Origin of the sequence: Stenotrophomonas maltophilia (genome assembly GCF_006970445.1) — a bacterium.
Taxonomy (GTDB): Bacteria; Pseudomonadota; Gammaproteobacteria; order Xanthomonadales; family Xanthomonadaceae; genus Stenotrophomonas; species Stenotrophomonas maltophilia_AU.
This window is the reverse complement of sequence record NZ_CP033877.1, coordinates 4398747-4422220: the sequence shown is the minus strand read 5'-3', so window position 1 is coordinate 4422220 and position 23474 is coordinate 4398747. Positions and strand designations below refer to the sequence as shown.

Genomic DNA, 23474 nt, shown 5'->3' with positions numbered 1-23474 from the left:
CTGCACGGCGCCGGATTGATCCTGCTCAAGGCGCGGCCTGCACATCCGGTGTGCAATGGTGTTGTTCCCATCTGGCAGACCGCCACGGAGCCCCACCATGTACAAGCGCATCCTGATTGCCACCGACGGGTCCGAGCTGGCCGACAAGGGCCTGGCCAAGGGCCTGGAGCTGGCCAAGGACCTCAATGCCGAGGTCGATATCGTGACGGTTTCCGAGCCGTGGGCCGTCGGCATGTACGACGCCATGGGCTGGAGCGTGGGCTACATGAACAGCCCCGAGTACAAGGCCGACCGCGAGGAAGGTGCACAGAAGGTGCTGCAGCCGGCGTTGGCCAAGGCGGCCGAGCAGGGCATCACCGCCAACCCTGTGCATGTGCTGGACCGCTACGCCGCCGACGGCATCATCGAGACAGCAGGGGAGCGCAACAGCGACCTGATCGTGATGACCTCGCACGGCCGCCGTGGCGTGACCCGCGTGCTGCTGGGCAGCCAGACCGCCGAAGTGCTGGCGCGCAGCACCCTGCCGGTACTGGTCATCCGCTGATCCACACCCACTGATTCAAGCGTTCCCGGGGAGGGGACCCGACGCCGGCCGCAGGATGCGCGCCGGCGTTGTTTTTTGTGGGGGGGCGGGAAGGCCATATCCACGCATGGCGTGGATCCACGTTCGTTGTCCCGGTAGATCCACGCCATGCGTGGATGGGCCGTGCCGATCGCCTTGAGGGGGTCAGAGCCGTTTCCTGTGGAAAGGGATCCGACCCCGGTCACATCACCAGCTGTACAGCTTCCAGTACACCGGCGACACGCCGTCCTTGTCGTTGTCCATGCGGCCGTCGCCGTTCTTGTCGTACATGTAGAACGGGGCACCGCGCGACGGGGTCACCTTGACCATGCGCAGCTGGCCGGACACACGGTATTCCTCGATGGTGTCGCCGTTGTCCATGGTGCGCTTGGACACATCCGCGCCCTTGACGTCCACCGGGGGAGCGCCTGCGCCACCCATGCTGGCGCAGCCAGCGAGCAGGAGCAGGGAAGCCAGCATCAGGGTCTTCATCGGCGGGAGCCTTTGCCTGGTAAGAGCCCTGATTATGCCCCATCGCCGGGTGCCTGCCGTGTCGCCGCGATGCAGGCACGGGCGCGTAGAATCGGCCCATGAGCAGATTAGTCCTGATCGACGGGTCCAGTTACCTGTACCGCGCGTTCCACGCGCTGCCGCCCCTGTCCAATGCACAGGGTGAACCCACCGGCGCGCTGTTCGGCGTGGTCAACATGCTGCGTTCGACGCTGAAGGAGCGCCCGGCCTACGTGGCGTTCGTGGTCGATGCGCCGGGCAAGACCTTCCGCGACGACCTGTACGACCAGTACAAGGCCAACCGCCCGCCGATGCCCGATGAGCTGCGCAGCCAGGTCGAGCCGATGTGCCGCATCGTCGAAGCGCTGGGCATCAGCATCCTGCGCATTCCCGGCGTGGAGGCCGACGATGTGATCGGCACGCTGGCCCTGCAGGGCGTGGCGCAGGACCTGAAGGTGACCATTTCCACCGGCGACAAGGATTTCGCCCAGCTGGTGCGCCCGGGTATCGAGCTGGTCAACACCATGACCGGCAGCCGCATGGATTCGGACGCGGCGGTGATGGACAAGTTCGGCGTGCGCGCCGACCAGATCATCGACCTGCTGGCGCTGATGGGCGACACCGTCGACAACGTGCCGGGCGTGGAGAAGTGCGGCCCGAAGACCGCTGCCAAGTGGCTGGCCGAGTACCAGCACCTGGACGGGGTGATGGCGGCCGCGCCGACCATGAAGGGCAAGATCGGCGAGAACCTGCGCGCTGCGCTGGAGCGCCTGCCGCTGAACCGTGAGCTGGTGACCATCCGCACCGACGTGGAGCTGGACGCCGGCCCGACCACGCTGGCCCTGCGCGATCAGGACGTGCCGGAGCTGACCGAACTGTATACGCGTTATGGCTTCACCCAGGCGCTGAAGGAACTGGGTGCACCGCTGCCGGCACCGGCAGCGGCCAGCGAAGCCACCCCGAGCCTGCGTGGCACCGCCGCCGGCTTCGCCCGTGGCAGCGCCGAGGCGCCCGCCGCGGGCACGCTGGATCCGGCGTTGGCCGCGCCGGGTGAATACGAGACCGTGCTGACCAGCGAGCAGCTGCAGGCCTGGGTCGAGCGCCTGCAGCACGCCGAGCTGATCAGCTTCGATACCGAAACCGATGCGCTGGACGCGATGCGCGCGCGCCTGGTCGGCGTCAGCCTGGCAGTCGAGCCGGGCAAGGCGGCCTACATTCCGGTCGGCCACGATTACCCGGGTGCGCCGGCCCAGCTGCCGATGCAGCAGGTGCTCGATGCTCTGCGCCCGGTGCTGCAGGACCCGGCGAAGAAGAAGCTGGGCCAGCATGGCAAGTACGACCTGCATGTGCTGCGCCGCCACGGCGTGGAGGTGCAGGGCTACCACGACGACACCATGCTCGAGAGCTTCGTGCTCAACTCCACCGCCACCCGCCACGACATGGATTCGCTGGCCCTGCGCTACCTGGGCTACAGCACCATCAAGTTCGAGGACGTGGCCGGCAAGGGTGCCAAGCAGATTCCGTTCTCGCAGGTGGGCATCGACGAAGCCAGCCGCTATGCGGCCGAGGACGCCGACGTCACCCTGCGCCTGCACCACGCGCTGCAGCCGCAGCTGCTGGCCGAGCCGGCGCTGGACAGCGTGTACCGCGACATCGAGATGCCGCTGGTGCCGGTGCTGACCACGATCGAAGCCAACGGCGTGCGGATCGACACTGACGAACTGCGTCGGCAGAGCCAGGACCTGTCCTCGCGCATGCTGGCCGCGCAGCAGAAGGCCACCGAGCTGGCCGGTCGCAGCTTCAACCTGGATTCGCCCAAGCAGTTGCAGGCGGTGCTGTTCGACGAGCTGAAGCTGCCGGCGGTGGTGAAGACTCCGAAGGGCCAGCCCAGCACCAATGAAGAAGCACTGGAGGCGATTGCCGACCAGCACGAGCTGCCGCGGGTGATCCTCGACTACCGGGGCCTGGCCAAGCTGCGCAGCACCTACACCGACAAGCTGCCGGAGATGGTCAACCCGGACACCGGCCGGGTGCATACCAGCTACCACCAGTCCGGTGCTGCCACCGGCCGCCTGTCCTCGTCGGACCCGAACCTGCAGAACATCCCGATCCGCACCGAGGACGGCCGCCGCATCCGCCGCGCGTTCATCGCCCCGGAGGGCTTCCAGCTGCTGGCGGCCGACTATTCGCAGATCGAGCTGCGGATCATGGCCCACCTGTCCGAAGACCCGGGCCTGGTGCGTGCCTTCGAGCAGGGCGCCGACGTGCACCGTGCCACCGCCGCCGAGGTGTTCGGGCGCACGCTGGAGGAGGTGACCCCGAACGAGCGCCGCGCCGCCAAGGCGATCAATTTCGGCCTGATGTACGGCATGAGCGCCTTCGGCCTGGCCCGCAACCTGGGCATCGACCGTGGCCAGGCACAGGACTATGTGGCGCTGTACTTCAGCCGCTACCCGGGCGTGCGCGACTTCATGGAGCGGATGCGCCAGCAGGCCCGTGACCAGGGTTACGTGGAAACCCTGTTCGGCCGCCGCCTGTACCTGAACGACATCCACGCCCGCAACCAGGGCCTGCGCGCAGGTGCCGAGCGCGCGGCGATCAACGCGCCGATGCAGGGCACCGCCGCCGACATCATCAAGCGCGCGATGGTGGATGTGGACCAGTGGCTGCGCGACAGCGGGGCACCGGCACGGATGATCCTGCAGGTGCACGATGAACTGGTCTTCGAAACCGAAAGCAGTTTCGTTGAAGACTTGCGTTTGCAGGTGGTGGAGCGCATGTCGCAAGCGGCCAAACTGCGGGTGCCGCTGGTGGTCGATACGGGCATCGGCAACAACTGGGACGAAGCGCACTGACGGCATTTCAGGCCGAAAACGACGTGAATTTGTTCATGAGTCGGGGGTTTCTGACTCGACCATGAATGTTGCCCCGATTGAAATTCATTAAATGGGGCCCCTTCACGAACCGTTAGTGTTCGGAGTGCTTCTATAACTCTCGACAGGCGCAATGCCTGTTGTGGATCTCTCCCATCCCCTGGAGCAGATCTCGGAACGGGGACTCCTCCCCAAGTGCCCGTTCCCCGGCCCCGTTGACCTCCCCCTGGTCAGCGGGGCTTTTTATTTGTGCCGCCGGAACCTCTCGGATGGGGTCAGATCCCTTCGCCCGGTGGGCAAAGGGATCTGACCCCAGGTGCTAGGCTGGGATACTGTCCAGCAGGGGAACCCGCAATGCCCGATCTGTTCGCACTGGCGATGCCGTGGTGGGAATTCATCCTGCGCGCGGTGGTGGTGTATGTCGTGGTGCTGGGCATGGTCCGGCTCAGCGGCAAGCGCCCGCTGGGGCAGATCACCCCGTTCGACGTGCTGCTGGTCGTGCTGCTGGGCAATGCGGTGCAGAACGCGCTGCTGGGTACCGACACCTCGCTGGGCGGTGGCCTGCTGCTGGCGGCGACCCTGATCCTGCTCAACTACGGGGTGGGCTGGGTGAGCACCCGCAGCCGGCGGATTGAACGCCTGGTCGAGGGGGAACCGGTGGTGATCGCGCGCGATGGGCGCCTGTTCGACGCCGTTCTGCGTCGCGAACAGGTCACCCGCTCGGATTTCGAAGCCGCCATGCGCCAGCAGGGCTGCCTGGGCGTGGAGGATGTCGAGCTGGCCCTGCTGGAGATCAACGGGCACATCACCATCATTCCCAGGAAGAGCGCCTGACCTTGTAGCGCCGAGCCCAGGCTCGGCTGCCTTGCGACCGGAGCCGGGCATGCGCCCGGCGCTACAGGTGCCGGGCGTCAGGGAGCGGCTTCAGCCTTCAGTGCCGGCCAGTTGCGGGTGGCGTCCACATCGCAGGCCACATGCGTGCCCTTGCCGTCCTTCGCGCAGATCGCCGCCATGGCCTGCGGCACCTTCGGGTCCGCCGTGTGCGCATACACCGCGGCCAGTGCCAGACAACCTTCGCGTACGCCCGCACTGCACAGGGTCTCGAAATAGGGCTGCGACGCGGCCCATTGTTCGTCCTTGAACAGCGCTTCGCCGGCCACCTTGCAGCCCAGCAGCTTGCCATCGGTGCAGCAGGCCTTGGCGCCGTCCTTGCGGGCCAGGGTCGGGCAGTCCAGCGGCAGCGGGATCTCCACGAAGGCCACCGGCGGCTTGCAGCTGGCCCCGCCGGCAGAGGGCTTGCGCTGGTAGTAGGCGAAGCGGTTGCCGCTGTCGATTCCGATCAGGTTGCCGTTCTGCAGCGCCTGCAGCACAAAGTCGCTGCCGACGTCGCGGCGGATCAGGATGCGTCCGCCTTCCAGGCTGGCGCGCAGGCGCTGGCTGCGGCCCTCGACATCGACCACGCCGCCGTCGAGGAAGTTCAGCTGCGAGAGCACGCTGTGCTCGGCTTCGTAGCGGCCGCAGGGCAGGGTGATGGCCGGCACCGGTGCCAGCGCCGTGGCCGGCACCGTGTCCAGCACCGCGAGACGTCTGGCGGTCTCGCACTCGGACGCCTCCGCGCGCTGTGCGCAGGCCAGCTGCACCGCGTCGCGGGCCTGCAGCGTGCGCCCGGCGCTCCACAGTACATCGGCGACCTTGCTGCAGAACGTCTCACCGTGCTGCTGCCGGCACAGCGCAGACAATTCATCGAGCTGCGCGGCCGGCAGCAGTGGCGCCATCGCGTGTTCCAGCCCGAACACCAGCTTGCCCATCTGCTCCCAGGCCACCACTGAGGCCATCGCTTCGCATCCTTCTGCGTCGAACGATGGGGAATCTTCCTTGCAGAGCTCAGGCATCGGTGGCTCTGCCCGCGTGGCCTTCGGGGCCGCGTCCTTGGCCTGCTGCTGGTAGGTTTCCAGCAACTGCACGCAGGCCGCGCCCACGCCTTCGGCGCACCAGGCGTGCAGCTTCGGCGGCGCGGCCTCGGGCAACGCCTCCAGGCAGTCGGAGGTATTCATCACGCAGCCGCCCTCGATCGGTTCCGGCATCGCCTTGCAGGCCGCGGAGCGCTGGCGGGTGAACTCGCCATAGGGCGTGACGATGTTGCGGTCGTCGTTCTCGAAGAACCAGTTTTCCAGGCGGCCGGTGCTCAGGTTGCCGGTGCCGAGCACGTCCTGCTCGCGGGCCACGCGCAGTTCTTCGGTGGCCTGGTAGGGACCGGACAGGTGGCCGTGACCCTCGCTCTCGAGGGTCAGCGTGGTGGTGCCGCTGCTGTTGGTGTAAGTACCACAGGCCATTGACTGCGCCGATGCCGGCAGCGCGGCTGAGGCCAGTGCAAGCAACAGCAGGGAGCGCCAGCCCGCAGCGCGGGGACGGAAGGAAACAGCGACAGGCATTGGGGCATCATCCTTGAAGGAGGCAGAGCAGGACCTGTCCGGTGCTGGACGCACTACAGGCGGGGAAGGCGCCACGCGTCAGGCGTGGCGTCGGAAGATCAGAGCCAGTCGCGCGGCACCAGGTAGTCGGCCAGGCGCGCCTCGGCGCTGCCGCCCTCCGGGTTGAAGCCGTACTCCCAACGCACCCGCGGCGGCAGGCTCATCAGGATGCTTTCGCTGCGGCCACCGCTCTGCAGCCCGAACAGGGTGCCGCGGTCGTAGACCAGGTTGAATTCCACGTAGCGGCCACGGCGGTACAGCTGGAACTCGCGTTCGCGCTCGCCGTATACGGCGTCCTTGCGCTGCCGCACGATCGGCAGGTAGGCGTCGAGGAAGCCATCGCCGACCGCGCGCAGGTAATCGAAATCGCGCTCGAAGTCGCCGTGCAGGTCGTCGAAGAACAGGCCACCGACGCCGCGCGTTTCATTGCGATGGCGCAGGAAGAAATACTCATCGCACCAGCGCTTGTGCGCGGCGTAGCGTTCGTCGCCGAAGGGTGTGCACAGGTCGCGTGCGACCCGGTGCCAGTGCTGCACGTCTTCGTCGAACGGATAGAACGGGGTCAGGTCGAAGCCACCACCGAACCAGCTGGCCACCACTTCGCCGTCGCGCTGCGCCTGGAAGAAGCGCACGTTGGCATGGGTGGTCGGCACATAGGGGTTGAGCGGGTGGAACACCAGCGACACGCCGGTAGCGCGCCAGGAGGCGCCGGCCAGTTCCGGGCGGTTGGCCGAGGCCGACGGCGGCAGGCGGCTGCCGGCCACGTCGGAGAAGCCGATGCCGGCCTGCTCGAACACTGCGCCATCGCGCAGTACGCGGGTACGTCCGCCACCGCCCTCGGCCCGCTGCCACAGGTCTTCCTGGAAGCGGGCCTGGCCATCGACGGCCTCGATCGCCGCACAGATGCGGTCCTGCAGGTCGGTGAGGTAGGCGCGTACGCGCTCGAATTCGTTCATGGCGCGTACTTTACCGCAGGGCCCGCCCGACGCAGCGGACAGGTCCTGGCGGGCTCAGCGCTTGCGGTTGGAATTGCGCGGCGCCGGAGCGTCGTCCACGGCCGCCTCGTCAACCGCCTTCTGCAGGGCACCACCCAGCGTGATCAGCTCCCAGTTCTGGGTTCCGAGCACGTCGCAGGCCACATGCAGGCCGCTGCGGTCGGCCTTGCACAGCTGCTCCAGGGTTGCCCGTACGTCCACATCCGCACCGTTGCCCTGAGCGGTGACCAGGTTCTCGCAGCCCTCGCGGACGCCAGCGCGGCAGATCGTGGTGTAGTGCTCGGCGGCCTGCAGCCAGTTTCCGGACAGCGCAAGGCGGTTGCCGAGAATGTTGCAGCCCTGCAGCTTGCCCTGGGCACAGCAGGCTTCGGCACCGCCCTCGTTGGCCAGCGCCAGCGGGCAATCCTGCGGCAGTGGCAGCACCCTGAACTGCTTCGGTGCACTGCAGCGGCTCGGGCCCTCGCCAGTGGGGGTGAACACCTGGAAACGGGTCCAGTTATCCAGCCCCAGCAACTGCCCGCCCGGCAGCGGGCGCAGCACGAAGTCACCGTCCCTGTCGTGATGGATGCGGATGTCGCCCTCTTCGACGCGCGCGCGAAGATGGCTGTTCCAGCCAACGCCAACCAGGCCGGCATCGCCGAAGTCCAGCGTGTCCATCAGGCCGCCGTCGGCCCGGTAGTTGCCGCAGGGCAAGGCCGTTGCCGGTTGCGGCTGCAACGATGCGCCCACCGCCTGCAACGCCGGCAGGCGTTCGCAGGTGGCGGTGTCATTGCCAGGTGTGCAGGCTGCAGCCAGGGCCTGCACTGCCTGCAGGGGATCTCCCGCCTCCCAGGACAGCTCAGCTACGCGGGTGCAGAAGCCGCCATGCGGTACCTCGCGGCACAGCCGCAACAACTGTTGCCGCCGCTCGACCGGAATGATCACCGGCACGGTCGGCGCCGTCATCGTCACCATGGCTTCGGTCATGGCTGCCGTCATCGCCGCCTTGACCAGCTGCTCCTGCACTGCCGGGTCGGCCTCGAGTGCGGCGGCACACGCCGGGGTTCCCTGTTCGAAGCCACCGTTGTTGCAGGCGGCGGGGAGTTTGATGCCAGACAAGGCGGCGTCGAGCGCTGCCTTTGCCAGGGCGGGATCGGCCTCGACCGTAGGTTTGGCCTCCTCGTGCCAACGATCAGCCAGTTGCAGGCACATGCCGGGCACGCCCTCGCGACACCCCGCTTCCAGGGCGGCCGGGGTCGCTTCGCGACGGTTGTCCAGGCACGCCGCCGCATCGGCCAGGCAGCTGCCTTCAGCCGGTATGGCCGCTGCGGCGCACTGTGCGGGGGTCTGCAGGAGGTAGACCGTGCCATCCACCTCGACCGTGCGGCCACGATCGCGCACCTGCAGGGCACTGGGCAGGCCGTACTCCAGGTTCACCAGTTGCAGCGTTCCATCGATCTGCTGGAACACGACCGGAGACGGCGCACTGCCGAAGTGCTTCTGCTCGCCACGGTTGGGTGAGCTGATGCGCAGCGTGCCGCTGCCTTCGTCGGCCTTGAACAGGCCGCATTGCGGTGACTGTGCGGCGGCCATCGGCGCGGCCAGCAGCAAGGCCCAGGCCAGCCAGCGGCGGCGCGGTGCGGGTGAATGCATGTCGTCTCCTTGACGATCGAACGGGAAACTCCAGGCGCTACGGCGAACCATGGCCCTCGCGCGGGGGCGTGCAGTGTGCCGTGCCTGGCACGGGCTGGTAACGCTGGTAGGCCGTCTGGTTGTCCATGCCGAGCAGGTCGCCGTTGCCGAGCTGGCGCAGTACGAACGTTTCGCCGTTCTGTTGCAGCTGGACGGCGCCTTCGTGCAGGCGGGCCTGCGTGCCATCGCCGAAGTCGAAACTGTCGAACTGGCCACCGTCGGCCTGGTAGCGGCCACACGGCACCCGCTGCAGCGGCACCAGGCGCAGATCGGCGCCGAGTTCACGCAGCGGCGCGGTACGTTCGCAGGCACTGATGCGTCCAGCATCGCAGACCACCTGCAGGGCCTGCACCGCCAACGCAGGTTGCAGCGCGTCCAACTGTTGCGCGGCTACTTCGACGCAGAAGCGGCCACCACGGTGTTGCAGGCAAAGCTGCTGCAGCTGTTGCAGTGCCGCCAGGGGCAACGGCGGTCCCTCCGGTGCCTTCTCGGCCCGTTCCAGGCGCTGATCAACCCGTCGCATGGCGGCAGCCAGATCATCGTCGGTCAGCGCTTCGCAGACCTGAGGATCGTGGGTGGGGGCGTGCTCGCGGCAGGCTGGCGGGCGCTCGAAGCGCGCACTGCCGGCGCCATTGGTCGCGGCCGCGGTGTTGCTTTCGAGCCTCTGCTGCAGCAGCGCCGAGCAACCGGCGCCCACACCCTCGTCGCAGGCGCGCCTGGCCTGGCCGGGCGAGGCCGTTGGCAGCTGCACCATGCAGTAGCTGCCAGCAGCGCGGCAGCTGCCGGCCACAGCGCTGGGTTCGGCGGTGCAGGCCCGGGACTGGCGCAAGGTGTAGACCACCGTCACGCTGTCCTCGATGCGCTGCCCATCGGCGCTGATCCGGATCGATTCCGCCACGCCATCGTCGAGCATGACCAGGCGGGTCTGTGCCGCACTGCGATCGACCCACAGCGGCTCCGGCTCACCGATGCCGTTGTGGCGGTAGCCGCTGCTGGGGCTGGTGAACACCAGTGCCATGCCGTCATCGAGGCTGCGATACTCGCCACAGCGCAGCGCATCGGCGCTGGCAGGCAGCGCGGCGAACAGCAACAGGGCAGGGAAAAGAGTCAGCAAGCGCATGCGACGGTCCTTGTCGAGCGGGAATCGGATAGGGCTCAGTGGAAGCGGGAGCGGATGTCCGGCCGCAGCAGGCGCCAGGCCAGCCAGCCCTGCAGGCCCAGGAACAGGATCGAGGTACCGACCACGATGGAGGTGACCATCCAGCGCCGCGGCTGCAGCTCCTGCTGCAGGGCCGGGTCATCGGCCAGCAGTGCGATGAGATCGCGCATGCATGCGTCCAGCCACCAGGCGATCGCGAAGTTGGCCAGTGCGCTCAGCAGCAACAGCGCCACGAAGCCCCACAGGCCCCAGCGGCGTTCGCGCAGCAGGCCCCAGCTGGCGGCGGTCGAGGCCAGGCAGATCAGCGCGGTAATCATCGAGGCGCCCACCGGGTGGGCCAGCAGCCAGGTGACGCTGTGCATCCGGTGCGCCTGCGCCATTCCGGCCAGTGACTGCCACAGCGCGGTGCCGTGCAGTGGCCATACCAGCAGCGCCTGCAGCACGAAGTAGAGCGTCAGCAGCAGGCACAGCCAGAACGAAGCCTGCGCCATCGGCCGCACCCAGGCGTGAGCGGCGGGAGCGGCGGGCGTGGGAAGTGGCGGGAGCGGCACTGACATCCGATGTCCTTGCAGTCGGCGCCCGCCTGCTCAGCGGGCCGTCACCCGGGTGGCGACCGCCGGCAGGATATGGTGTTCGCTCAAGGGTGCCAAGGGCAGGCCATGCGGCGGTTGCAGTGGAGCCCAGGCCAGTTCGGCGATCTCGGCGCGTGCCTGCGGCGTGCCGTCCACCTGCACCCACCAGGCCTGCGCCTGCACGCGGTGGCCGGGCTCGTTCACTGCCCAGTCCTCGAATGTACCCAGCGCGATGGCCGAAGCGATGCGCAGCTGCACGCCCAGTTCCTCGTCCAGCTCGCGCGCCAGCGCCTGCAGCGGTGCTTCGCCGGGTTCGGGCTTGCCACCGGGCTGGATGAAGCGGTGGGCACCGTGCTTGCGCACCAGCAGCGCCCGGCCGCGGTCATCCAGGATGACCGCGGCCACGATCCGTATCGTGGCCGCGGCGTTGCTCACTTCAGGTTCTGCTCGAACAGCTTGAGGATGCGCTTGTACTGGTCCAGCCAGGAATCGGCACGCACGTAACCGTGGCGTTCCAGCGGGTACGGTGCGATCGACCAGTTGTCCTTGTGCAGTTCGATCAGGCGCTGGGTGAGGTGCACCGAGTCCTGGAAGAACACGTTGTCATCCATCATGCCGTGGGCGATCAGCAGGTTGTCCTGCAGGTTCTGCGCGTACTCGATCGGCGAGGACACGCGGTATGCCTCCGGATCGATGTCCGGGGTGTTGAGGATGTTGCTGGTGTAGCCGTGGTTGTAGTTGTGCCAGTCGACCACCGGGCGCAGCGCGGCGCCGGCCTTGAAGGTGCCCGGTGCACGGAACAGCGCCATGAAGGTCATGAAGCCGCCGTAGGAACCGCCATAGATGCCGGCGTGGTCACGGTCACCCTGCTGGGTGTCGACCAGCCAGTCCAGGCCGTCCTTGTAGTCCTCCAGTTCCGGGTGGCCCATGTTGCGGTAGATGGCCGTGCGCCAGTCGCGGCCGTAGCCCTCGCTGCCGCGGTAGTCCATGTCCAGCACGATGTAGCCCTTTTCCACCAGCAGGTTGTGGAACATCTGCTCGCGGAAATAGGCCGGGTAGCGCTGGTGCACGTTCTGCAGGTAGCCGGCGCCGTGCACGAACATCACGATCGGATACTTGCGGCCCGGTTCCTTGTGCTCGGGCTCGTAGTACTTGGCCCAGACCACGCCGGCACCATGCTTGGACGGCACCGCCACCAGCTTCGGCTGGATCCACTCGCGCGCCTTGTAGCCGGCGGTGCGGGTATCGGTCAGCACGCGTGCCTGGCCGCCGGTGCTGGGCAGCACCGCCAGCTGCGGCGGCAGGTAGGCACCGGAGTAGCGCACCAGCAGCTGCTGGCCATCCGGCGACAGCGAGAAGTCTTCCACGCCGTTGAGGCTGGTCAGCTCGCGCACCTGGCGGTTGCCGGTGTCGACCGCGCAGACTTCGTAGTCATGCGGCGCCTGCTGGTTGCACAGGAAGTAGAAGCCCTTGCCATCGGCCGACGGCACCGGCGCCGAGGTTTCCCACTTGCCGCTGGTCAGCGCCTGCGGCTTGGCGGTGCCGGCCTGGGTGTACAGGTGCGAGAAGCCCGATTCCTCGGACAGCAGCCACAGCGTGCGGCCATCGGCCATCCAGCCGAAATCGTTGAAGCCCCAGTTGATCCAGGCGTTGTCGGTCAGGCGGTGGCGGTTCTGCACGCGGCCATCGGCTGCGTTGACGCTGATGATCCAGCGGTCCTTGTTGTCGTTGGCACGCAGCATCACTGCGGCCTGCTGGCCGTCGGCGCTCCAGCGGATGCCACCGCCCATGAAGTCGCTCATCACCTGCACGCTGCGTTCGCCCTTCAGCGCGTCCTTGCCGGCCTTGCGGCGCAGCTCGGCCAGCGGGTCGGTGCTGATGCCCGGCAGGCTGCCCAGCGCGACCTTTTCGGCCTTGCCGGTGCGCACGTCCACGTACCACAGGGTGTGCGGTTCGAAGCCGTTGCGGCCGACGCGGGTGCGGGTGTCCTCGGTTTCCTCGTAACCCGATTCGGTCACGTACAGCGGCATCTTGCTGGTGCGGCCGTCGTCGAAGTCCTTCGGCTTGGTCACCACGATCAGGTGGGTCAGGTCCGGCGACAGCACGCTGTCACCGATCTCGACGTCGGCGCCCAGGTACACCGGGCCCGGTGCGCGGGTCGGGTCGGCCTGGCGCCAGCGCTGGTCCTGGTCCTTCAGTGCCTCGCGCTGGTCGCGGTCGCGGCGCAGGGTTTCCAGCGTGCGCAGCTGCTGGTCGCGCAGCACGTCGGCCTTCGGCGCCGTGCGCGGATCCTTCTCGGCCTTCAGGCTGGCCACCTGCTGCACGCCGCTGGCGGCGGTCCAGTGGAACCAGTTCTGGCCGACGCGCCAGATCACGCCGTTGTCGGCAGCGAAGTTCACGTTGCCCGCGCGCTCGTTGCTGCGGGTCAGCTGGGTCAGCGCGCCGCTGCGCAGGTCGCGCACGAACACATCGCCATTGCGCACGAAGGCACTGCGGCTGCGGCTGCGGTCGTAGACCGGCTCGGCCACGTCCAGGGTGCCGCGCTGGTCATCAGCCACCTGCGCGGCCACGCCACCGGCCACCGGCTGGCGGAAGGTATCGCGCACCGGGCTCCCGTTGCGCTTGAGCTGGTACTCCACCTGCTGGCTGTTCCACGACCACCAGGCCTTCTCGACCGGCGGGCCGATCCAGTCCGGGTCGGCCATGGCCTGTTCGATGGTGATCGGCGTCGGCGCAGCATGCGCAGCCGGTGCGGCCAGCACGGCCGACAGCAGGAGGGACAGGGGCAGCACTCGGGACATGGGCGGACGGCACCAGAAGAGGAAACCGGGCAAGCGTAGCAGCCGCACGGGCCCGGGGCAGGGGCCACAGGTCATGGCAGCGGAATCGGCAAAATGGCACCGCCCGGGTTGCTGCGACGGCGTGTGCGGCATGATGGCCATTCCCTTCGGATGGAACCGATATGTACTGCTACGACTACAGGATCTCTCTGGGCGTGCAGCACCCCACAGAGGCAGGCGCCGGGATTGCCGCCCGACTGGATCTGGAACCCGCGTTTTCCCGAGATGTCGGGACCGAATACCGGGATCGCGACGGCAGCCTGATCAGGGTGCATACGGAGACCCGCGTGGTGTTCGTACTGGAGAGGGGCAGGGACGGCTGGCTGATGGATGCCTGGCCGGCGTTGATCGATCTCCTGCGCGAACGCGCCGACGTGATCAGGGAACTGCTGCAGGAGGGGGCCGGGATCGGCCTGCGTGTCGGCATCTTTGGAAAGACTGCATGGGCGGGTTTTGTGCTGGATCAGCAGTTGCTGCGACTCATGGCGGACCTGCAGCTGGATTTTCAGGTGGAGACCTACTTCCCGGACCCGGTGGACGCGCCCGGCACCAGCGACGAGGTGGCAGACACCTAGTGCAACCGGTTGCCGTGGTCGCGCATCCATTCTCCTGAACCCGCATCATCCACCGAACAGGAGCCCGACCATGCAGGAACTGATCCCGATCACCCTCTTCATCTGCATCGCCTACGCGATCCATGCCATTGCCGATGCGCGCGCGCGCAGCAAGCTGGTGGCCCCGCACGTGCCGGAGGAAGTGATCCGCTCGCTGGCCGTGCTGGAAGAGGAACGCCGCCGGCAGGGCGCGCTGCGCTGGGGTATCAGCCTGGTCTGCCTGGCCCTGGCCATGGCCCTGCTGGAAGCCATCGGTGCACGTGACCTGACCTTCGGCGCCGCCGCCGCGCTGGTCGGCAGTGCTGGCCTGGGCCAGCTGCTGGCCTGGCACTTCACCCGCCCCGCCGCACGCAAGGGCTGAGCCAGGACATGCCACGGGCACAGGGGGCGCCTAGCGCATGAGCCTGCTCGGCGAAGCATTGTCGGCACTGCGGGGCCGTCGCACCCACGATGCAGCGGCGAAGGCAGCACCCGCCGAACCGCTGGACGCGGACCAGGCCCAGGTGCGGGCCATCATCGATGGCTCGCAGTCGGCCTTCACGCAGCTGGTGGAGACCCACCAGCGCACCTGCGCGCATGTGATCGGACGCATGGTGGGCGACCGCGACCAGGTCGCTGACCTGCTGCAGGAAACCTTCCTGGCCGTGTTCCGCCAGCTGCACCGGTTCCGCTTTGAATCCTCGCTGCGCACCTGGGTTTCCCGGGTTGCCTACACCACTGCACTGCAGCACCTGCGCCGGCGGCGGTTGGAGGCGCAATGGATGGTGGCGGTGGAGGTGCCGGAGGAACTGGGGATCGGCGATGAAGGCCCCGGGCCCGCCGAGTTGAGCGAGGCCCTGCAGGCCGGGCGCCAGCTTGGCGCGGCACTGGAACGGCTGAGTGCACCGCAGCGTCTGATCGTCGGGCTGCATTACCTGGAGGATTTCGATCTGGCCGAGATCGAACAGGTGACCGGGCTGGCACGCGGTACCATCAAGAGCCACCTGCACCGCGCGCGCCAGGTCCTGAAGCAGGAACTGACGCGGCATGCCACCGCCGGAGAGCTGCTGTGAACCCATCGACCGACCCTCGCGATGCGGAAGCGCGCGCGCTGGCACAGGCGTTGCGTGAGCAGGCGCAGCAGGAAGAGACACCGGATGTAAGCGAGGCGCTGCAGAAGCGCATTACCGCTGAGTCGCGCGACAGCGGCGTGGGCTATGTGGTGGTGCAGGTGCTGTTGTTTGGCGCATTGCTGGCTGCAGCGGCATGGTATTTCTGGCACTGAGGCGACTGCCGGGCAAGGGGCCGTTTCAATCGCAGTGGGTAGATGCCGACCCTGGTCGGCGCCCGGGTGTGTGCCAACCAAGGTTGGCAGCTACCAGAGCGGTCAATCGGTAGCGCCGGGCCATGCCCGGCGGCCTTCACGCCACCCTGCGACAAAGTGAAGCAGCGCGTCACCCGGTCGCATCCCGGCTTAACGAAATCCTCCTAAAGTGGTCCGGTATCCCACCGGTCGCAGGCAGGAGGCGTCCCTTGGACGCGTTGTTGTTGTCCCGGATCCAGTTCGGATTCGTCATCAGTTTCCACGTGCTGTTCCCCGCCTTCACCATCGGCACGGCCAGCTGGCTGGCCTTCATCGAATGGCGCTGGCTGCGCACGAAGTTGCCCGTGTGGCGCGAGCTGTATTTCTTCTGGCAGAAGATCTTCGCGGTGTCGTTCGGCATGGGCGTGGTCAGTGGCATCGTCATGGCCTTCCAGTTCGGCACCAACTGGCCGCGGCTGAGCGAGGTGGCCGGTACGGTCATCGGCCCGCTGCTGACCTATGAAGTGCTGACCGCGTTCTTCCTGGAAGCCAGCTTCCTCGGCGTGATGATGTTTGGCTGGGGCCGGGTCTCGCCGCGCCTGCACTTCTTCTCCACCTGCATGGTGGCGCTGGGCACGCTGTTCTCCACGTTCTGGATCCTGTCGTCCAACAGCTGGCTGCACACGCCGGCCGGTTACGAGATGGTCAACGGCATCGTGCATCCGGTGGACTGGTGGCAGGTGGTGTTCAATCCCTCGTTCCCGTACCGCCTGGCGCACATGGCACTGGGTTCGTTCATCACCACCTGTTTCGTGATTGGTGGCGTGGGCGCGTGGTACCTGCGCAAGGGCACGCACGTGGAAGCGGGTCGGCGCATGCTGATCGCCGCCGTGGCGTTCGCCGCACTGACCGTGCCGGTGCAGATCTTCGTCGGCGACATGCATGGCCTGAACACGCTCAAGCACCAGCCGATGAAGATCGCGGCGATGGAAGCGCACTGGCATGAAACCAGGGAAGGCGAGGGCGTGCCGCTGGTGGTGTTCGCACTGCCCAATGAAAAGGAAGAGCGCAACGATTTCGAAGTGGCCATCCCGAAGCTGGGCAGCGTGATCCTCACCCATTCGCTGGACGGCACCTTCGATCCGCTGACCTCGGTACCGGCCAGCGAACGGCCGCCGGTGACGCCGGTGTTCTTCGCCTTCCGCATCATGGTCGGGCTGGGCACGCTGATGCTGCTGCTGGCCTGGGTGTCGGCCTTCCAGCTGTGGCGGAACAAGCTGCTGGATTCGCCGTGGCTGCTGCGCGGCTGGAACTGGATGCTGCCCAGCGGCTTCATTGCGTTGATCTCCGGTTGGTTTGTCACCGAGATGGGGCGCCAGCCGTGGGTGGTGTATGGCGTGCTGCGCACCGCTGATGCGGTGGGCCCGCAGAGCGCGTGGATGACCGCGCTGTCGCTGGGCGTCTACGTGGTCGGCTACGCCTTCGTGTTCGGCTGGGGGATCTGGTACCTGGTGAAGATCCTGCGCCATGGGCCGCAGCCGTACGCCGAAGGGCCGTCGCTGGACCACGGCAGCCACACCCCGGCGCGCCCACTGTCGGCGGCCGACGAACCGCTGGAGGAGCGCTGACATGGACCTGATGACCTGGCTGCCGGTGGCATGGTTCGCAGTGATCGGCTTCGGCGTGCTGATGTACGTGGTGCTGGACGGCTTCGTGCTCGGCATCGGCATCCTGGCCCCGTTCGCCGAGGACGAGGAACAGCTGGACCTGATGATGAACACTGCCGCGCCGATCTGGGACGGCAACGAGACCTGGCTGGTGCTGGGTGGCGCCGGCCTGCTGGCGGCCTTCCCCAAGGCCTATGCGGTGCTGTTGTCGGCGCTGTACCTGCCGGTGCTGCTGCTGGTGGTGGCGCTGGTGTTCCGCGGCGTGGCGTTCGAGTTCCGCTTCAAGGCGCATCGTTCACGCCGGCTGTGGAGCGTGGCGTTCGGCCTCGGATCGCTGCTGGCGACCTTCGCCCAGGGCGTGATCCTGGGCACCCTGGTGCAGGGCATCCCGCTGGTGGACGGCGTTTACCAGGGCGGTGCGTTTGCCTGGTTCAGCCCGTTCGCGATGCTGACCGGTGCTGCGCTGGTGGCCGGCTATGCGCTGCTGGGCAGCACCTGGCTGATCCTGAAGACCGAGGGCCGCGTGCAGGCGCTGGCACGGCAGATGACCCGCCCGCTGGTGGTGGCGGTGATCGCGGCGATGGGCCTGGTCAGCAGCTGGCTGCCGTTTCTCGATTCGCGATTGATGGCGCGCTGGTTCAGCGACGGCAACTTCTGGTGGCTGTCGCCGGTGCCGCTGCTGACCCTGGCGGTGGCGGCCGCGCTGTGGCGCAGCGCGACCCATCCGCGCCGCGATCTGCCGCCGTTCCTGCTCAGCCTGGCCCTGTTCGTGCTCGGCTTCCTCGGCCTGGTGCTGGGCATGTGGCCCTACCTGCTGCCGCCGTCGATGACCCTGTGGCAGGCCGCCGCGCCGGCCTCCTCGCTGGGCTTCACCCTGGTTGGGCTGGTCATTCTGCTGCCGGTCATCCTCGGCTACACGGCGTGGTCGTACCGGGTGTTCCGCGGCAAGGTGCACGCCGATACCGGTTACCACTGATCGATTGAAACGGGGCCCGCCGGTGCCGGGCCCCGCGTTGGGGAATGTGAAACCTGCACACCCCGTGCAGGACGTGCTAGCGTGCGCTCCTTTCCGGCGGCCAGGGGGGCAGCCGGCGACGTCCTGGACGGACGCACGGCTGCAGGAATGGGGGGCCGCCGCGCGTCGCCGTAATGGCTCGTGCCTATCGTTCTCCTGTTGAAGCACCTTCGCTAAATGATCGAATTCTCCATCGTCGACTGGGCAGCCTGGGCGCCCGGCCTGAGCGAGCGTAGCCAGTGGCTGGGCTGGGCCGATGCGCCGTATCCGCCCGCTGGCGAAGACGCGCCGGCGCTGCCCGAGATCCCGGCGATGCAGCGCCGCCGCATCGAGCGGCTGGGCCGGATGGCGATCCAGGCCGCATGCTGGTGCGAGGACGGGCAGGGTGCCGGCAGCGAGGTGCCGCTGGTGTTCGCCAGCCGCCACGGCGACGTGGCCCGTTCGATGGACCTGCTGGGGGCGCTGGTCGGCGAGCAGCCGCTGTCGCCGACCGGGTTCGGCCTGTCGGTACACAACGCGATCGCTGCGCTGTACTCGATCGCCCGCGGCCACCGCGGCAACTACCTGGCGCTGGCCGCCGGCCAGGCTACGGTCGAGACCGCCTGCCTGGAGGCGGCCGGCCTGCTGGCCGATGGCGCCCGCGAAGTGCGGGTGGTGGTCTATGAATCGCCGCTTCCCGAAATTTACGCGACGTTCGCCGACGAACCCGACCCGTTCTTTGCCTGGTGCTGGCGTTTGACCGCGCCGACGCCGGGCCAGCCGACCCTCTCGCTGCAGTGGGAGGCGGCACCGGACGCCCCTGCCACCTCCCCGGGCACGCTGCCGCACGCGCTGGACCTGCACCGCTTCCTGCTGTCCGGCGCGCCGGCGCTGGAGCACGTGACCCAGGGCCAGCGCTGGCGCTGGGGGCGCCGTGGCTGAGGCGCTGCGCCGTCTCGATCACGCCTGGCGGGTGCTTGGCACCGGCCTGAGCTTTGCCGCATTTGGCGTGGGCGGCCTGCTGCTGGGCGTGCTGGTGATGCCGGTGCTGCTGCTGATGCGCGACCCGGTGGTCCGCCGCCGCCGGGCCCGCCGCGTGGTCCAGGTCGCCTTTGCCAGCCACCTGCGCCTGATGCGGGCGCTGGGGGTGATGACCTACCAGATCGAGGGCGGTGAACGCCTGCAGCGTGACGGTCTGCTGGTTCTGGCCAATCACCCGACCCTGATCGACGTGGTCTGCCTCATCTCGCTGCTGCCCAATGCCGATTGCGTGGTGAAACGGGCCGTGGCCTGCAATCCGTTCATGCGCGGCCCGGTGCGGGCGGCCGGCTACATCGCCAATGATGACGGGGCCGGCCTAGTCGATGACTGCGTGGCGGCGGTACATGCCGGCGGCACCCTGGTGATCTTCCCGGAGGGCACCCGCAGCGTGCCGGGCCAGCCGCCGCGGCTGCAGCGCGGGGCCGCCAACATCGCCGTCCGCGGCCGGCTGGACATCACCCCGGTGCGGATCACCTGCACCCCGCCCACGTTGACCAAGGGACAGAAGTGGTATCGTGTCCCCTCACGTCGCTTTCACGTTCGGCTGCAGATCGGCGAAGATATCCCGATCGCGCCCTTCCTGGCCGATGACGACTCGCCAAGGGGGGATGCCTTGGCAGCACGCCGCGTCACCGAGCACCTTTCTCGTTATTTCGACCTGTCTGGAGATCCGCCCCGTGCAAGCACTTGAGCACGAGATCAAGGAATTGATCATTTCCTCCCTTTCGCTGGAGGACATCACGCCGGAGGACATCGATCCGACCGCGCCGTTGTTCGTCGAGGGCCTCGGCCTGGATTCGATCGACGCGCTGGAGCTGGGCCTGGCGCTGCAGAAGAAGTACGGTGTCAGCCTCTCGGCCGATTCGGAAGAAACCCGTCGCCATTTCTCCAGCGTGCGCGCGCTCGGCGAGTTCGTCGCCGCCCGCCAGTCGTAACGGCGCCAGGAATTGCCATGACCAAGAATGAACTGTTCGAACGCATCGTCAGCATCCTGACCGACAGCTTCGAGATCGAAACCGCCCGGATCACCCCCGAGGCCCGCCTGTACGACGACCTGGACATCGACAGCATCGATGCGGTCGACCTGATCGTGCAGCTCAAGCCGCTGCTCGGCCGCAATCTGCAGCCGGAAGCGTTCAAGGCCGTGCGCACCGTGCAGGACATCGTTGATGTCGTACATGGACTGCTGCCGGACCAGGCAGCCGCCTGACCGCAGCGCCGGCGGCTTCGCCATGGCTCGCGCACGTACCGTCGTGGTGGCAGCGATTTCGCTTGCCTACCCGCTGCTGGTGTACCTGGCGATGGGCCGTTTCGAGCCGCGCTGGCTGTCGCTGCTGCTGTTCACCCTGGCCCTGCTGCGTGCGCTGAGCACGCGCCAGCCGCTGTGGTGGGCCGCCGCCGCCGGTACCGGCCTGCTGGCGGTGCTGGCTACCGTGCTGAACCAGGCCCTGCCGCTGAAGCTGTACCCGGCGCTGGTCAACGTGGTGATGCTGGCGGTGTTCGGCACCAGCCTGCGCTTCGGGCCGCCGCTGGTGGAGCGCCTGGCACGGCTGCAGGAGCCGGACCTGCCCCCGTTCGCGGTGACCTATACCCGCCGCGTCACCCAGGTGTGGTGCGGCTTCTTCGTTCTCAACGGCAGCCTGGCCCTGCTGACCGCGCTGTATGCGTCGGACCGGGTCTGGATGCTCTACAACGGATTGTTGGCGTACGTGATGATGGGCGTGTTGTTCGCAGGTGAGTGGCTGGTGCGGCGGCGGGTGAAGGCGGCGCACGCGCATGGCTGAGTGGATTGCCCTGGACCGGCTGCTGCTGGAGGCACGGCCACAGCGCGGCGTCGGCCTCTGCGACGGCGAGGTGATCGATCACGCCGGCTTCCGCCAGTGCGTGCTGGGCTGGCGCGCCGCCTTTGCGGCGGCCGAAGGCCGCGACTGGGCCCTGTACTTCGATGACGCCGTGGCCTTCGCCGCGGCGCTGTTTGGTGCCTGGCATGCCGGCAAGCGGGTATTCCTGGCCGCCGACAACCTGCCCGCCACGCTGCAGGCACTGCAGCCGCAGGTGAGCGGTTTCGTGGGTGATGTCAGCGCTGATTACCACCCGCTGGCGGCATTGGACGCTGCACTGGACGATGAACTTCAGGCGCTGGACGAGCGCGCCTGCGAGCTGTGCGTGTTCACCTCCGGCAGCACCGGCCAACCCAGCGCGATCGGCAAGCGCCTGGACCAGCTGGCGCGCGAAGTGGAGGCGCTGCAGGCCGCGTTCGGCGCGCAGATGGAAGGCGTGCAGGTCCATGGCACGGTGTCCCACCAGCATATCTACGGGCTGCTGTTCCGCGTGCTGTGGCCGCTGGCCGCCGGTCGCCTGATCCATCCGCGCCGGTTCTTCCACGAAGACCTGGTGGGCGCGCTGGCCGGCACCGATACGGTGCTGGTGGCGACGCCGGCCCACCTCAAGCGCCTGCCCGGGCAGCTCGACTGGGCCAGTCTGCATGGCCGCCTGCGCGCGGTGTTCTCCTCCGGTGGCCCATTGCCGGAGGATGCTGCGCGGCAGGTGCGGCAGTGGCTGGGCGTGGCCCCGACCGAGGTCTATGGCAGCAGCGAGACCGGCGGTATCGCCTGGCGCCGCTGGGATACCGACCTGCCGCCGTGGCAGCCGCTGCCGGGCGTGCAGTGGCGGATCGACGACGGCTGCCTTGCGGTGGCCTCGGCGCATCTGGAAACCCCCGACTGGTGGCGCACCCAGGACCGTGTTGAAGCCCTGGCCGATGGCCGCTTCCGCCTGCTGGGCCGCGCCGACCGCATCGTCAAGATCGAAGAACGCCGCGTCTCGCTGGATGCGCTGGAACGCGCGCTGCGCGAAGACGCCGAAGTGGATGACGCACGCGTGCTGGTGCTGCCTGGGCAGCGCGAGCAGCTGGCCGCCGTGGTGGTGCCGGCCGATCCGGCGCTGCTGGACGGCGGCGACGCCGCGCGCCGTGCGCTGGGCCAACGCCTCGGCGCCCGCCTGGCGCATGCGCATGACGCGGTGACCCGGCCGCGCCGCTGGCGCCTGGTGCAGGCGTTGCCGATCAACGCGCAGGGCAAGGTGACCCAGGCGGCATTGGCGGCGCTGTTCCAGCCACTGATGCCGGTGCCGGTCTGGGACCGCCGCGATGCTGCGAGCGCCACGCTGCGCATGACCCTCGATCCGGCGCTGCGGCCATTCCAGGGTCATTTCCCGCAGGCAGCGATCCTGCCCGGTGTGGCACAGCTGGACTGGGCAGTGCGTTTCGGCCGCCAGGCGTTCGCGATGCCGACCGCATTCCTGCGCATGGACGCAGTGAAGTTCCAGCATGTGGCCCGCCCGGGAGATGAATTGACCCTGCAGCTGGACTGGGATGCCGCACGCAACGTGCTGGCCTTCCGCTACACCTCCAGCCACGGTGTGCATGCCAGCGGCAAGGTGGTTTTCGCTGATGCGGACTGACCCGGCCGTTGCCGGTGCCGCGTTCGCGCCACTGGTGGTGATTCCCGTCTACGACCACGAGCACGCCATCGTGGCGGTGGTCGACGGCGTGCAGGCCGCGGGCCTGCCCTGCCTGCTGGTCGACGATGGTTCGCGTGCGTCCTGCGCGGCGGTGCTGCGCTCGCTGGCACAGCGCCAGGGGGTCGATCTGCTGCGCCTGGACGTCAACCAGGGCAAGGGTGGGGCGATGCTGGCCGGTTTTGCCGAGGCCGGTGCGCGTGGCTACAGCCACGTGCTGCAGATCGATGCAGACGGCCAGCACGATACCGCCGACCTGCCACGCTTCATCGAGGCCGCGCGCGCGCATCCCGATGCGGTGATCTGCGGCATTCCGGCCTACGACGCCAGTGTTCCCAAGGCACGCCTGTATGGCCGCTACGCGACCCACGTCTGGGTCTGGATCAACACGTTGTCGCTGCACCTGCGCGACACCATGTGCGGCTTCCGCGTGTATCCATTGCCGCCGGTGCTGCGCCTGATCGGTGAAGAGACCATCGGCCGGCGCATGGATTTCGATACCGAAGTGATGGTGCGCCTGTACTGGCGCCGGCTGCCGGTCGAGCACCTGGCCACGCGCGTGACCTATCCCGCCGATGGCGTGTCGCACTTCGATGTGTGGCGCGACAACGTGCGCATCAGCCGCATGCACACCCGCCTGTTCTTCGGCATGCTCTGGCGCGCACCGCGCCTGTTGTGGCGCCGCCTGCGGGGGCAGCGCTGAG

Annotated in this window: 24 protein-coding genes; 16 read left to right on the top strand and 8 right to left on the bottom strand. The window is 68.1% G+C overall.

The window, feature by feature from the left end:
- Positions 1-97: 97 nt before the first annotated feature.
- On the top strand, positions 98-544 hold the full coding sequence (locus EGM71_RS20275) for a universal stress protein (RefSeq protein WP_005411629.1): 447 nt from the start codon (positions 98-100) through the stop codon (positions 542-544).
- Between the two features lie 225 nt (positions 545-769).
- Here EGM71_RS20275 and EGM71_RS20270 read toward each other — a convergent pair whose 3' ends face one another.
- Positions 770-1054, bottom strand: coding sequence for a DUF2782 domain-containing protein (locus tag EGM71_RS20270; protein ID WP_014038952.1), 285 nt, complete (start codon positions 1052-1054; stop codon positions 770-772).
- A 98-nt stretch (positions 1055-1152) separates the two neighbouring features.
- On the opposite strand from EGM71_RS20270, the gene polA reads away from it, so the two are divergent.
- Both polA and EGM71_RS20260 read left to right on the top strand, forming a co-directional pair.
- Positions 1153-3927, top strand: coding sequence for a DNA polymerase I (polA, locus tag EGM71_RS20265; protein WP_188486743.1), 2775 nt, complete (start codon positions 1153-1155; stop codon positions 3925-3927).
- Between the two features lie 372 nt (positions 3928-4299).
- Positions 4300-4779 carry a DUF421 domain-containing protein gene (locus tag EGM71_RS20260; protein WP_188486741.1) on the top strand — a complete coding sequence of 160 codons (480 nt, stop codon included), beginning with the start codon at positions 4300-4302 and terminating at the stop codon, positions 4777-4779.
- 77 nt (positions 4780-4856) lie between these two features.
- On the opposite strand, the gene EGM71_RS20255 is transcribed toward EGM71_RS20260, so the two are convergent.
- From EGM71_RS20255 to EGM71_RS20225, 7 genes are all read right to left on the bottom strand, one after another.
- Positions 4857-6377: a hypothetical protein gene (locus EGM71_RS20255; RefSeq protein ID WP_188486739.1), complete on the bottom strand. Its 1521-nt coding sequence runs from the start codon at positions 6375-6377 to the stop codon at positions 4857-4859.
- 98 nt (positions 6378-6475) lie between these two features.
- Positions 6476-7372 carry an oxygen-dependent coproporphyrinogen oxidase gene (hemF, locus tag EGM71_RS20250; protein ID WP_188486737.1) on the bottom strand — a complete coding sequence of 299 codons (897 nt, stop codon included), beginning with the start codon at positions 7370-7372 and terminating at the stop codon, positions 6476-6478.
- Between the two features lie 54 nt (positions 7373-7426).
- A complete protein-coding gene (locus EGM71_RS20245; RefSeq protein WP_188486735.1) occupies positions 7427-9043 on the bottom strand; it encodes a hypothetical protein in 1617 nt (538 codons plus the stop codon).
- Between the two features lie 37 nt (positions 9044-9080).
- Positions 9081-10202 (bottom strand): hypothetical protein, encoded by a 1122-nt coding sequence (locus EGM71_RS20240; RefSeq protein ID WP_188486733.1) that lies wholly within the window; start codon positions 10200-10202, stop codon positions 9081-9083.
- A gap of 35 nt (positions 10203-10237) precedes the next feature.
- On the bottom strand, positions 10238-10798 hold the full coding sequence (locus EGM71_RS20235) for a hypothetical protein (RefSeq protein ID WP_188486731.1): 561 nt from the start codon (positions 10796-10798) through the stop codon (positions 10238-10240).
- A gap of 30 nt (positions 10799-10828) precedes the next feature.
- Complete coding sequence (locus EGM71_RS20230; RefSeq protein WP_119006932.1) at positions 10829-11248, bottom strand: NUDIX hydrolase; 420 nt, start codon at positions 11246-11248, stop codon at positions 10829-10831.
- Entirely contained in the window at positions 11245-13614 is a 2370-nt protein-coding gene (locus tag EGM71_RS20225; protein WP_188486729.1) for a S9 family peptidase, read from the bottom strand. Before EGM71_RS20225 ends, EGM71_RS20230 begins: the two co-directional genes overlap by 4 nt.
- Positions 13615-13775: 161 nt before the next feature.
- On the opposite strand from EGM71_RS20225, the gene EGM71_RS20220 reads away from it, so the two are divergent.
- The 13 genes from EGM71_RS20220 (at position 13776) to EGM71_RS20160 (ending at position 23473) form a co-directional block, all read left to right on the top strand.
- Complete coding sequence (locus EGM71_RS20220; protein WP_188486727.1) at positions 13776-14228, top strand: hypothetical protein; 453 nt, start codon at positions 13776-13778, stop codon at positions 14226-14228.
- Positions 14229-14298: 70 nt separating this feature from the next.
- Positions 14299-14628, top strand: coding sequence for a hypothetical protein (locus EGM71_RS20215; RefSeq protein WP_005414880.1), 330 nt, complete (start codon positions 14299-14301; stop codon positions 14626-14628).
- A 37-nt stretch (positions 14629-14665) separates the two neighbouring features.
- Positions 14666-15319, top strand: coding sequence for an RNA polymerase sigma factor (locus EGM71_RS20210; protein ID WP_188486725.1), 654 nt, complete (start codon positions 14666-14668; stop codon positions 15317-15319).
- Positions 15316-15531, top strand: coding sequence for a hypothetical protein (locus EGM71_RS20205; protein ID WP_188486724.1), 216 nt, complete (start codon positions 15316-15318; stop codon positions 15529-15531). Before EGM71_RS20210 ends, EGM71_RS20205 begins: the two co-directional genes overlap by 4 nt.
- Before the next feature lie 248 nt (positions 15532-15779).
- On the top strand, positions 15780-17177 hold the full coding sequence (locus EGM71_RS20200; protein ID WP_188486722.1) for a cytochrome ubiquinol oxidase subunit I: 1398 nt from the start codon (positions 15780-15782) through the stop codon (positions 17175-17177).
- A 1-nt stretch (position 17178) separates the two neighbouring features.
- Positions 17179-18192: a cytochrome d ubiquinol oxidase subunit II gene (gene cydB / locus EGM71_RS20195; RefSeq protein ID WP_100441889.1), complete on the top strand. Its 1014-nt coding sequence runs from the start codon at positions 17179-17181 to the stop codon at positions 18190-18192.
- Positions 18193-18408: 216 nt separating this feature from the next.
- Entirely contained in the window at positions 18409-19152 is a 744-nt protein-coding gene (locus EGM71_RS20190; RefSeq protein WP_188486720.1) for a beta-ketoacyl synthase chain length factor, read from the top strand.
- Complete coding sequence (locus EGM71_RS20185; RefSeq protein ID WP_049416042.1) at positions 19145-19942, top strand: lysophospholipid acyltransferase family protein; 798 nt, start codon at positions 19145-19147, stop codon at positions 19940-19942. The genes EGM71_RS20190 and EGM71_RS20185 overlap by 8 nt, the downstream gene beginning before the upstream one ends.
- Positions 19929-20186, top strand: coding sequence for a phosphopantetheine-binding protein (locus EGM71_RS20180; RefSeq protein WP_005411610.1), 258 nt, complete (start codon positions 19929-19931; stop codon positions 20184-20186). The genes EGM71_RS20185 and EGM71_RS20180 overlap by 14 nt, the downstream gene beginning before the upstream one ends.
- A 17-nt stretch (positions 20187-20203) precedes the next feature.
- Complete coding sequence (locus tag EGM71_RS20175) at positions 20204-20461, top strand: acyl carrier protein (protein ID WP_005411609.1); 258 nt, start codon at positions 20204-20206, stop codon at positions 20459-20461.
- 22 nt (positions 20462-20483) lie between these two features.
- A complete protein-coding gene (locus tag EGM71_RS20170) occupies positions 20484-21035 on the top strand; it encodes a hypothetical protein (RefSeq protein WP_188486718.1) in 552 nt (183 codons plus the stop codon).
- Positions 21028-22713 (top strand): AMP-binding protein, encoded by a 1686-nt coding sequence (locus tag EGM71_RS20165; RefSeq protein ID WP_188486716.1) that lies wholly within the window; start codon positions 21028-21030, stop codon positions 22711-22713. Before EGM71_RS20170 ends, EGM71_RS20165 begins: the two co-directional genes overlap by 8 nt.
- Complete coding sequence (locus EGM71_RS20160) at positions 22703-23473, top strand: glycosyltransferase family 2 protein (RefSeq protein ID WP_188486715.1); 771 nt, start codon at positions 22703-22705, stop codon at positions 23471-23473. The genes EGM71_RS20165 and EGM71_RS20160 overlap by 11 nt, the downstream gene beginning before the upstream one ends.
- The last annotated feature ends 1 nt before the right edge of the window (position 23474 follow it).

What these genes read in the sequence shown, in the direction of transcription:
- EGM71_RS20275 (WP_005411629.1), top strand. Translation starts at nt 98, where the DNA reads ATGTACAAGCGCATCCTGATTGCCACCGACGGGTCCGAGCTGGCCGAC.
- EGM71_RS20270 (WP_014038952.1), bottom strand. Translation starts at nt 1,054, where the DNA reads ATGAAGACCCTGATGCTGGCTTCCCTGCTCCTGCTCGCTGGCTGCGCC.
- polA (WP_188486743.1), top strand. Translation starts at nt 1,153, where the DNA reads ATGAGCAGATTAGTCCTGATCGACGGGTCCAGTTACCTGTACCGCGCG.
- EGM71_RS20260 (WP_188486741.1), top strand. Translation starts at nt 4,300, where the DNA reads ATGCCCGATCTGTTCGCACTGGCGATGCCGTGGTGGGAATTCATCCTG.
- EGM71_RS20255 (WP_188486739.1), bottom strand. Translation starts at nt 6,377, where the DNA reads ATGCCTGTCGCTGTTTCCTTCCGTCCCCGCGCTGCGGGCTGGCGCTCC.
- hemF (WP_188486737.1), bottom strand. Translation starts at nt 7,372, where the DNA reads ATGAACGAATTCGAGCGCGTACGCGCCTACCTCACCGACCTGCAGGAC.
- EGM71_RS20245 (WP_188486735.1), bottom strand. Translation starts at nt 9,043, where the DNA reads ATGCATTCACCCGCACCGCGCCGCCGCTGGCTGGCCTGGGCCTTGCTG.
- EGM71_RS20240 (WP_188486733.1), bottom strand. Translation starts at nt 10,202, where the DNA reads ATGCGCTTGCTGACTCTTTTCCCTGCCCTGTTGCTGTTCGCCGCGCTG.
- EGM71_RS20235 (WP_188486731.1), bottom strand. Translation starts at nt 10,798, where the DNA reads ATGTCAGTGCCGCTCCCGCCACTTCCCACGCCCGCCGCTCCCGCCGCT.
- EGM71_RS20225 (WP_188486729.1), bottom strand. Translation starts at nt 13,614, where the DNA reads ATGTCCCGAGTGCTGCCCCTGTCCCTCCTGCTGTCGGCCGTGCTGGCC.
- EGM71_RS20220 (WP_188486727.1), top strand. Translation starts at nt 13,776, where the DNA reads ATGTACTGCTACGACTACAGGATCTCTCTGGGCGTGCAGCACCCCACA.
- EGM71_RS20215 (WP_005414880.1), top strand. Translation starts at nt 14,299, where the DNA reads ATGCAGGAACTGATCCCGATCACCCTCTTCATCTGCATCGCCTACGCG.
- EGM71_RS20210 (WP_188486725.1), top strand. Translation starts at nt 14,666, where the DNA reads ATGAGCCTGCTCGGCGAAGCATTGTCGGCACTGCGGGGCCGTCGCACC.
- cydB (WP_100441889.1), top strand. Translation starts at nt 17,179, where the DNA reads ATGGACCTGATGACCTGGCTGCCGGTGGCATGGTTCGCAGTGATCGGC.
- EGM71_RS20190 (WP_188486720.1), top strand. Translation starts at nt 18,409, where the DNA reads ATGATCGAATTCTCCATCGTCGACTGGGCAGCCTGGGCGCCCGGCCTG.
- EGM71_RS20175 (WP_005411609.1), top strand. Translation starts at nt 20,204, where the DNA reads ATGACCAAGAATGAACTGTTCGAACGCATCGTCAGCATCCTGACCGAC.
- EGM71_RS20170 (WP_188486718.1), top strand. Translation starts at nt 20,484, where the DNA reads ATGGCTCGCGCACGTACCGTCGTGGTGGCAGCGATTTCGCTTGCCTAC.
- EGM71_RS20165 (WP_188486716.1), top strand. Translation starts at nt 21,028, where the DNA reads ATGGCTGAGTGGATTGCCCTGGACCGGCTGCTGCTGGAGGCACGGCCA.
- EGM71_RS20160 (WP_188486715.1), top strand. Translation starts at nt 22,703, where the DNA reads ATGCGGACTGACCCGGCCGTTGCCGGTGCCGCGTTCGCGCCACTGGTG.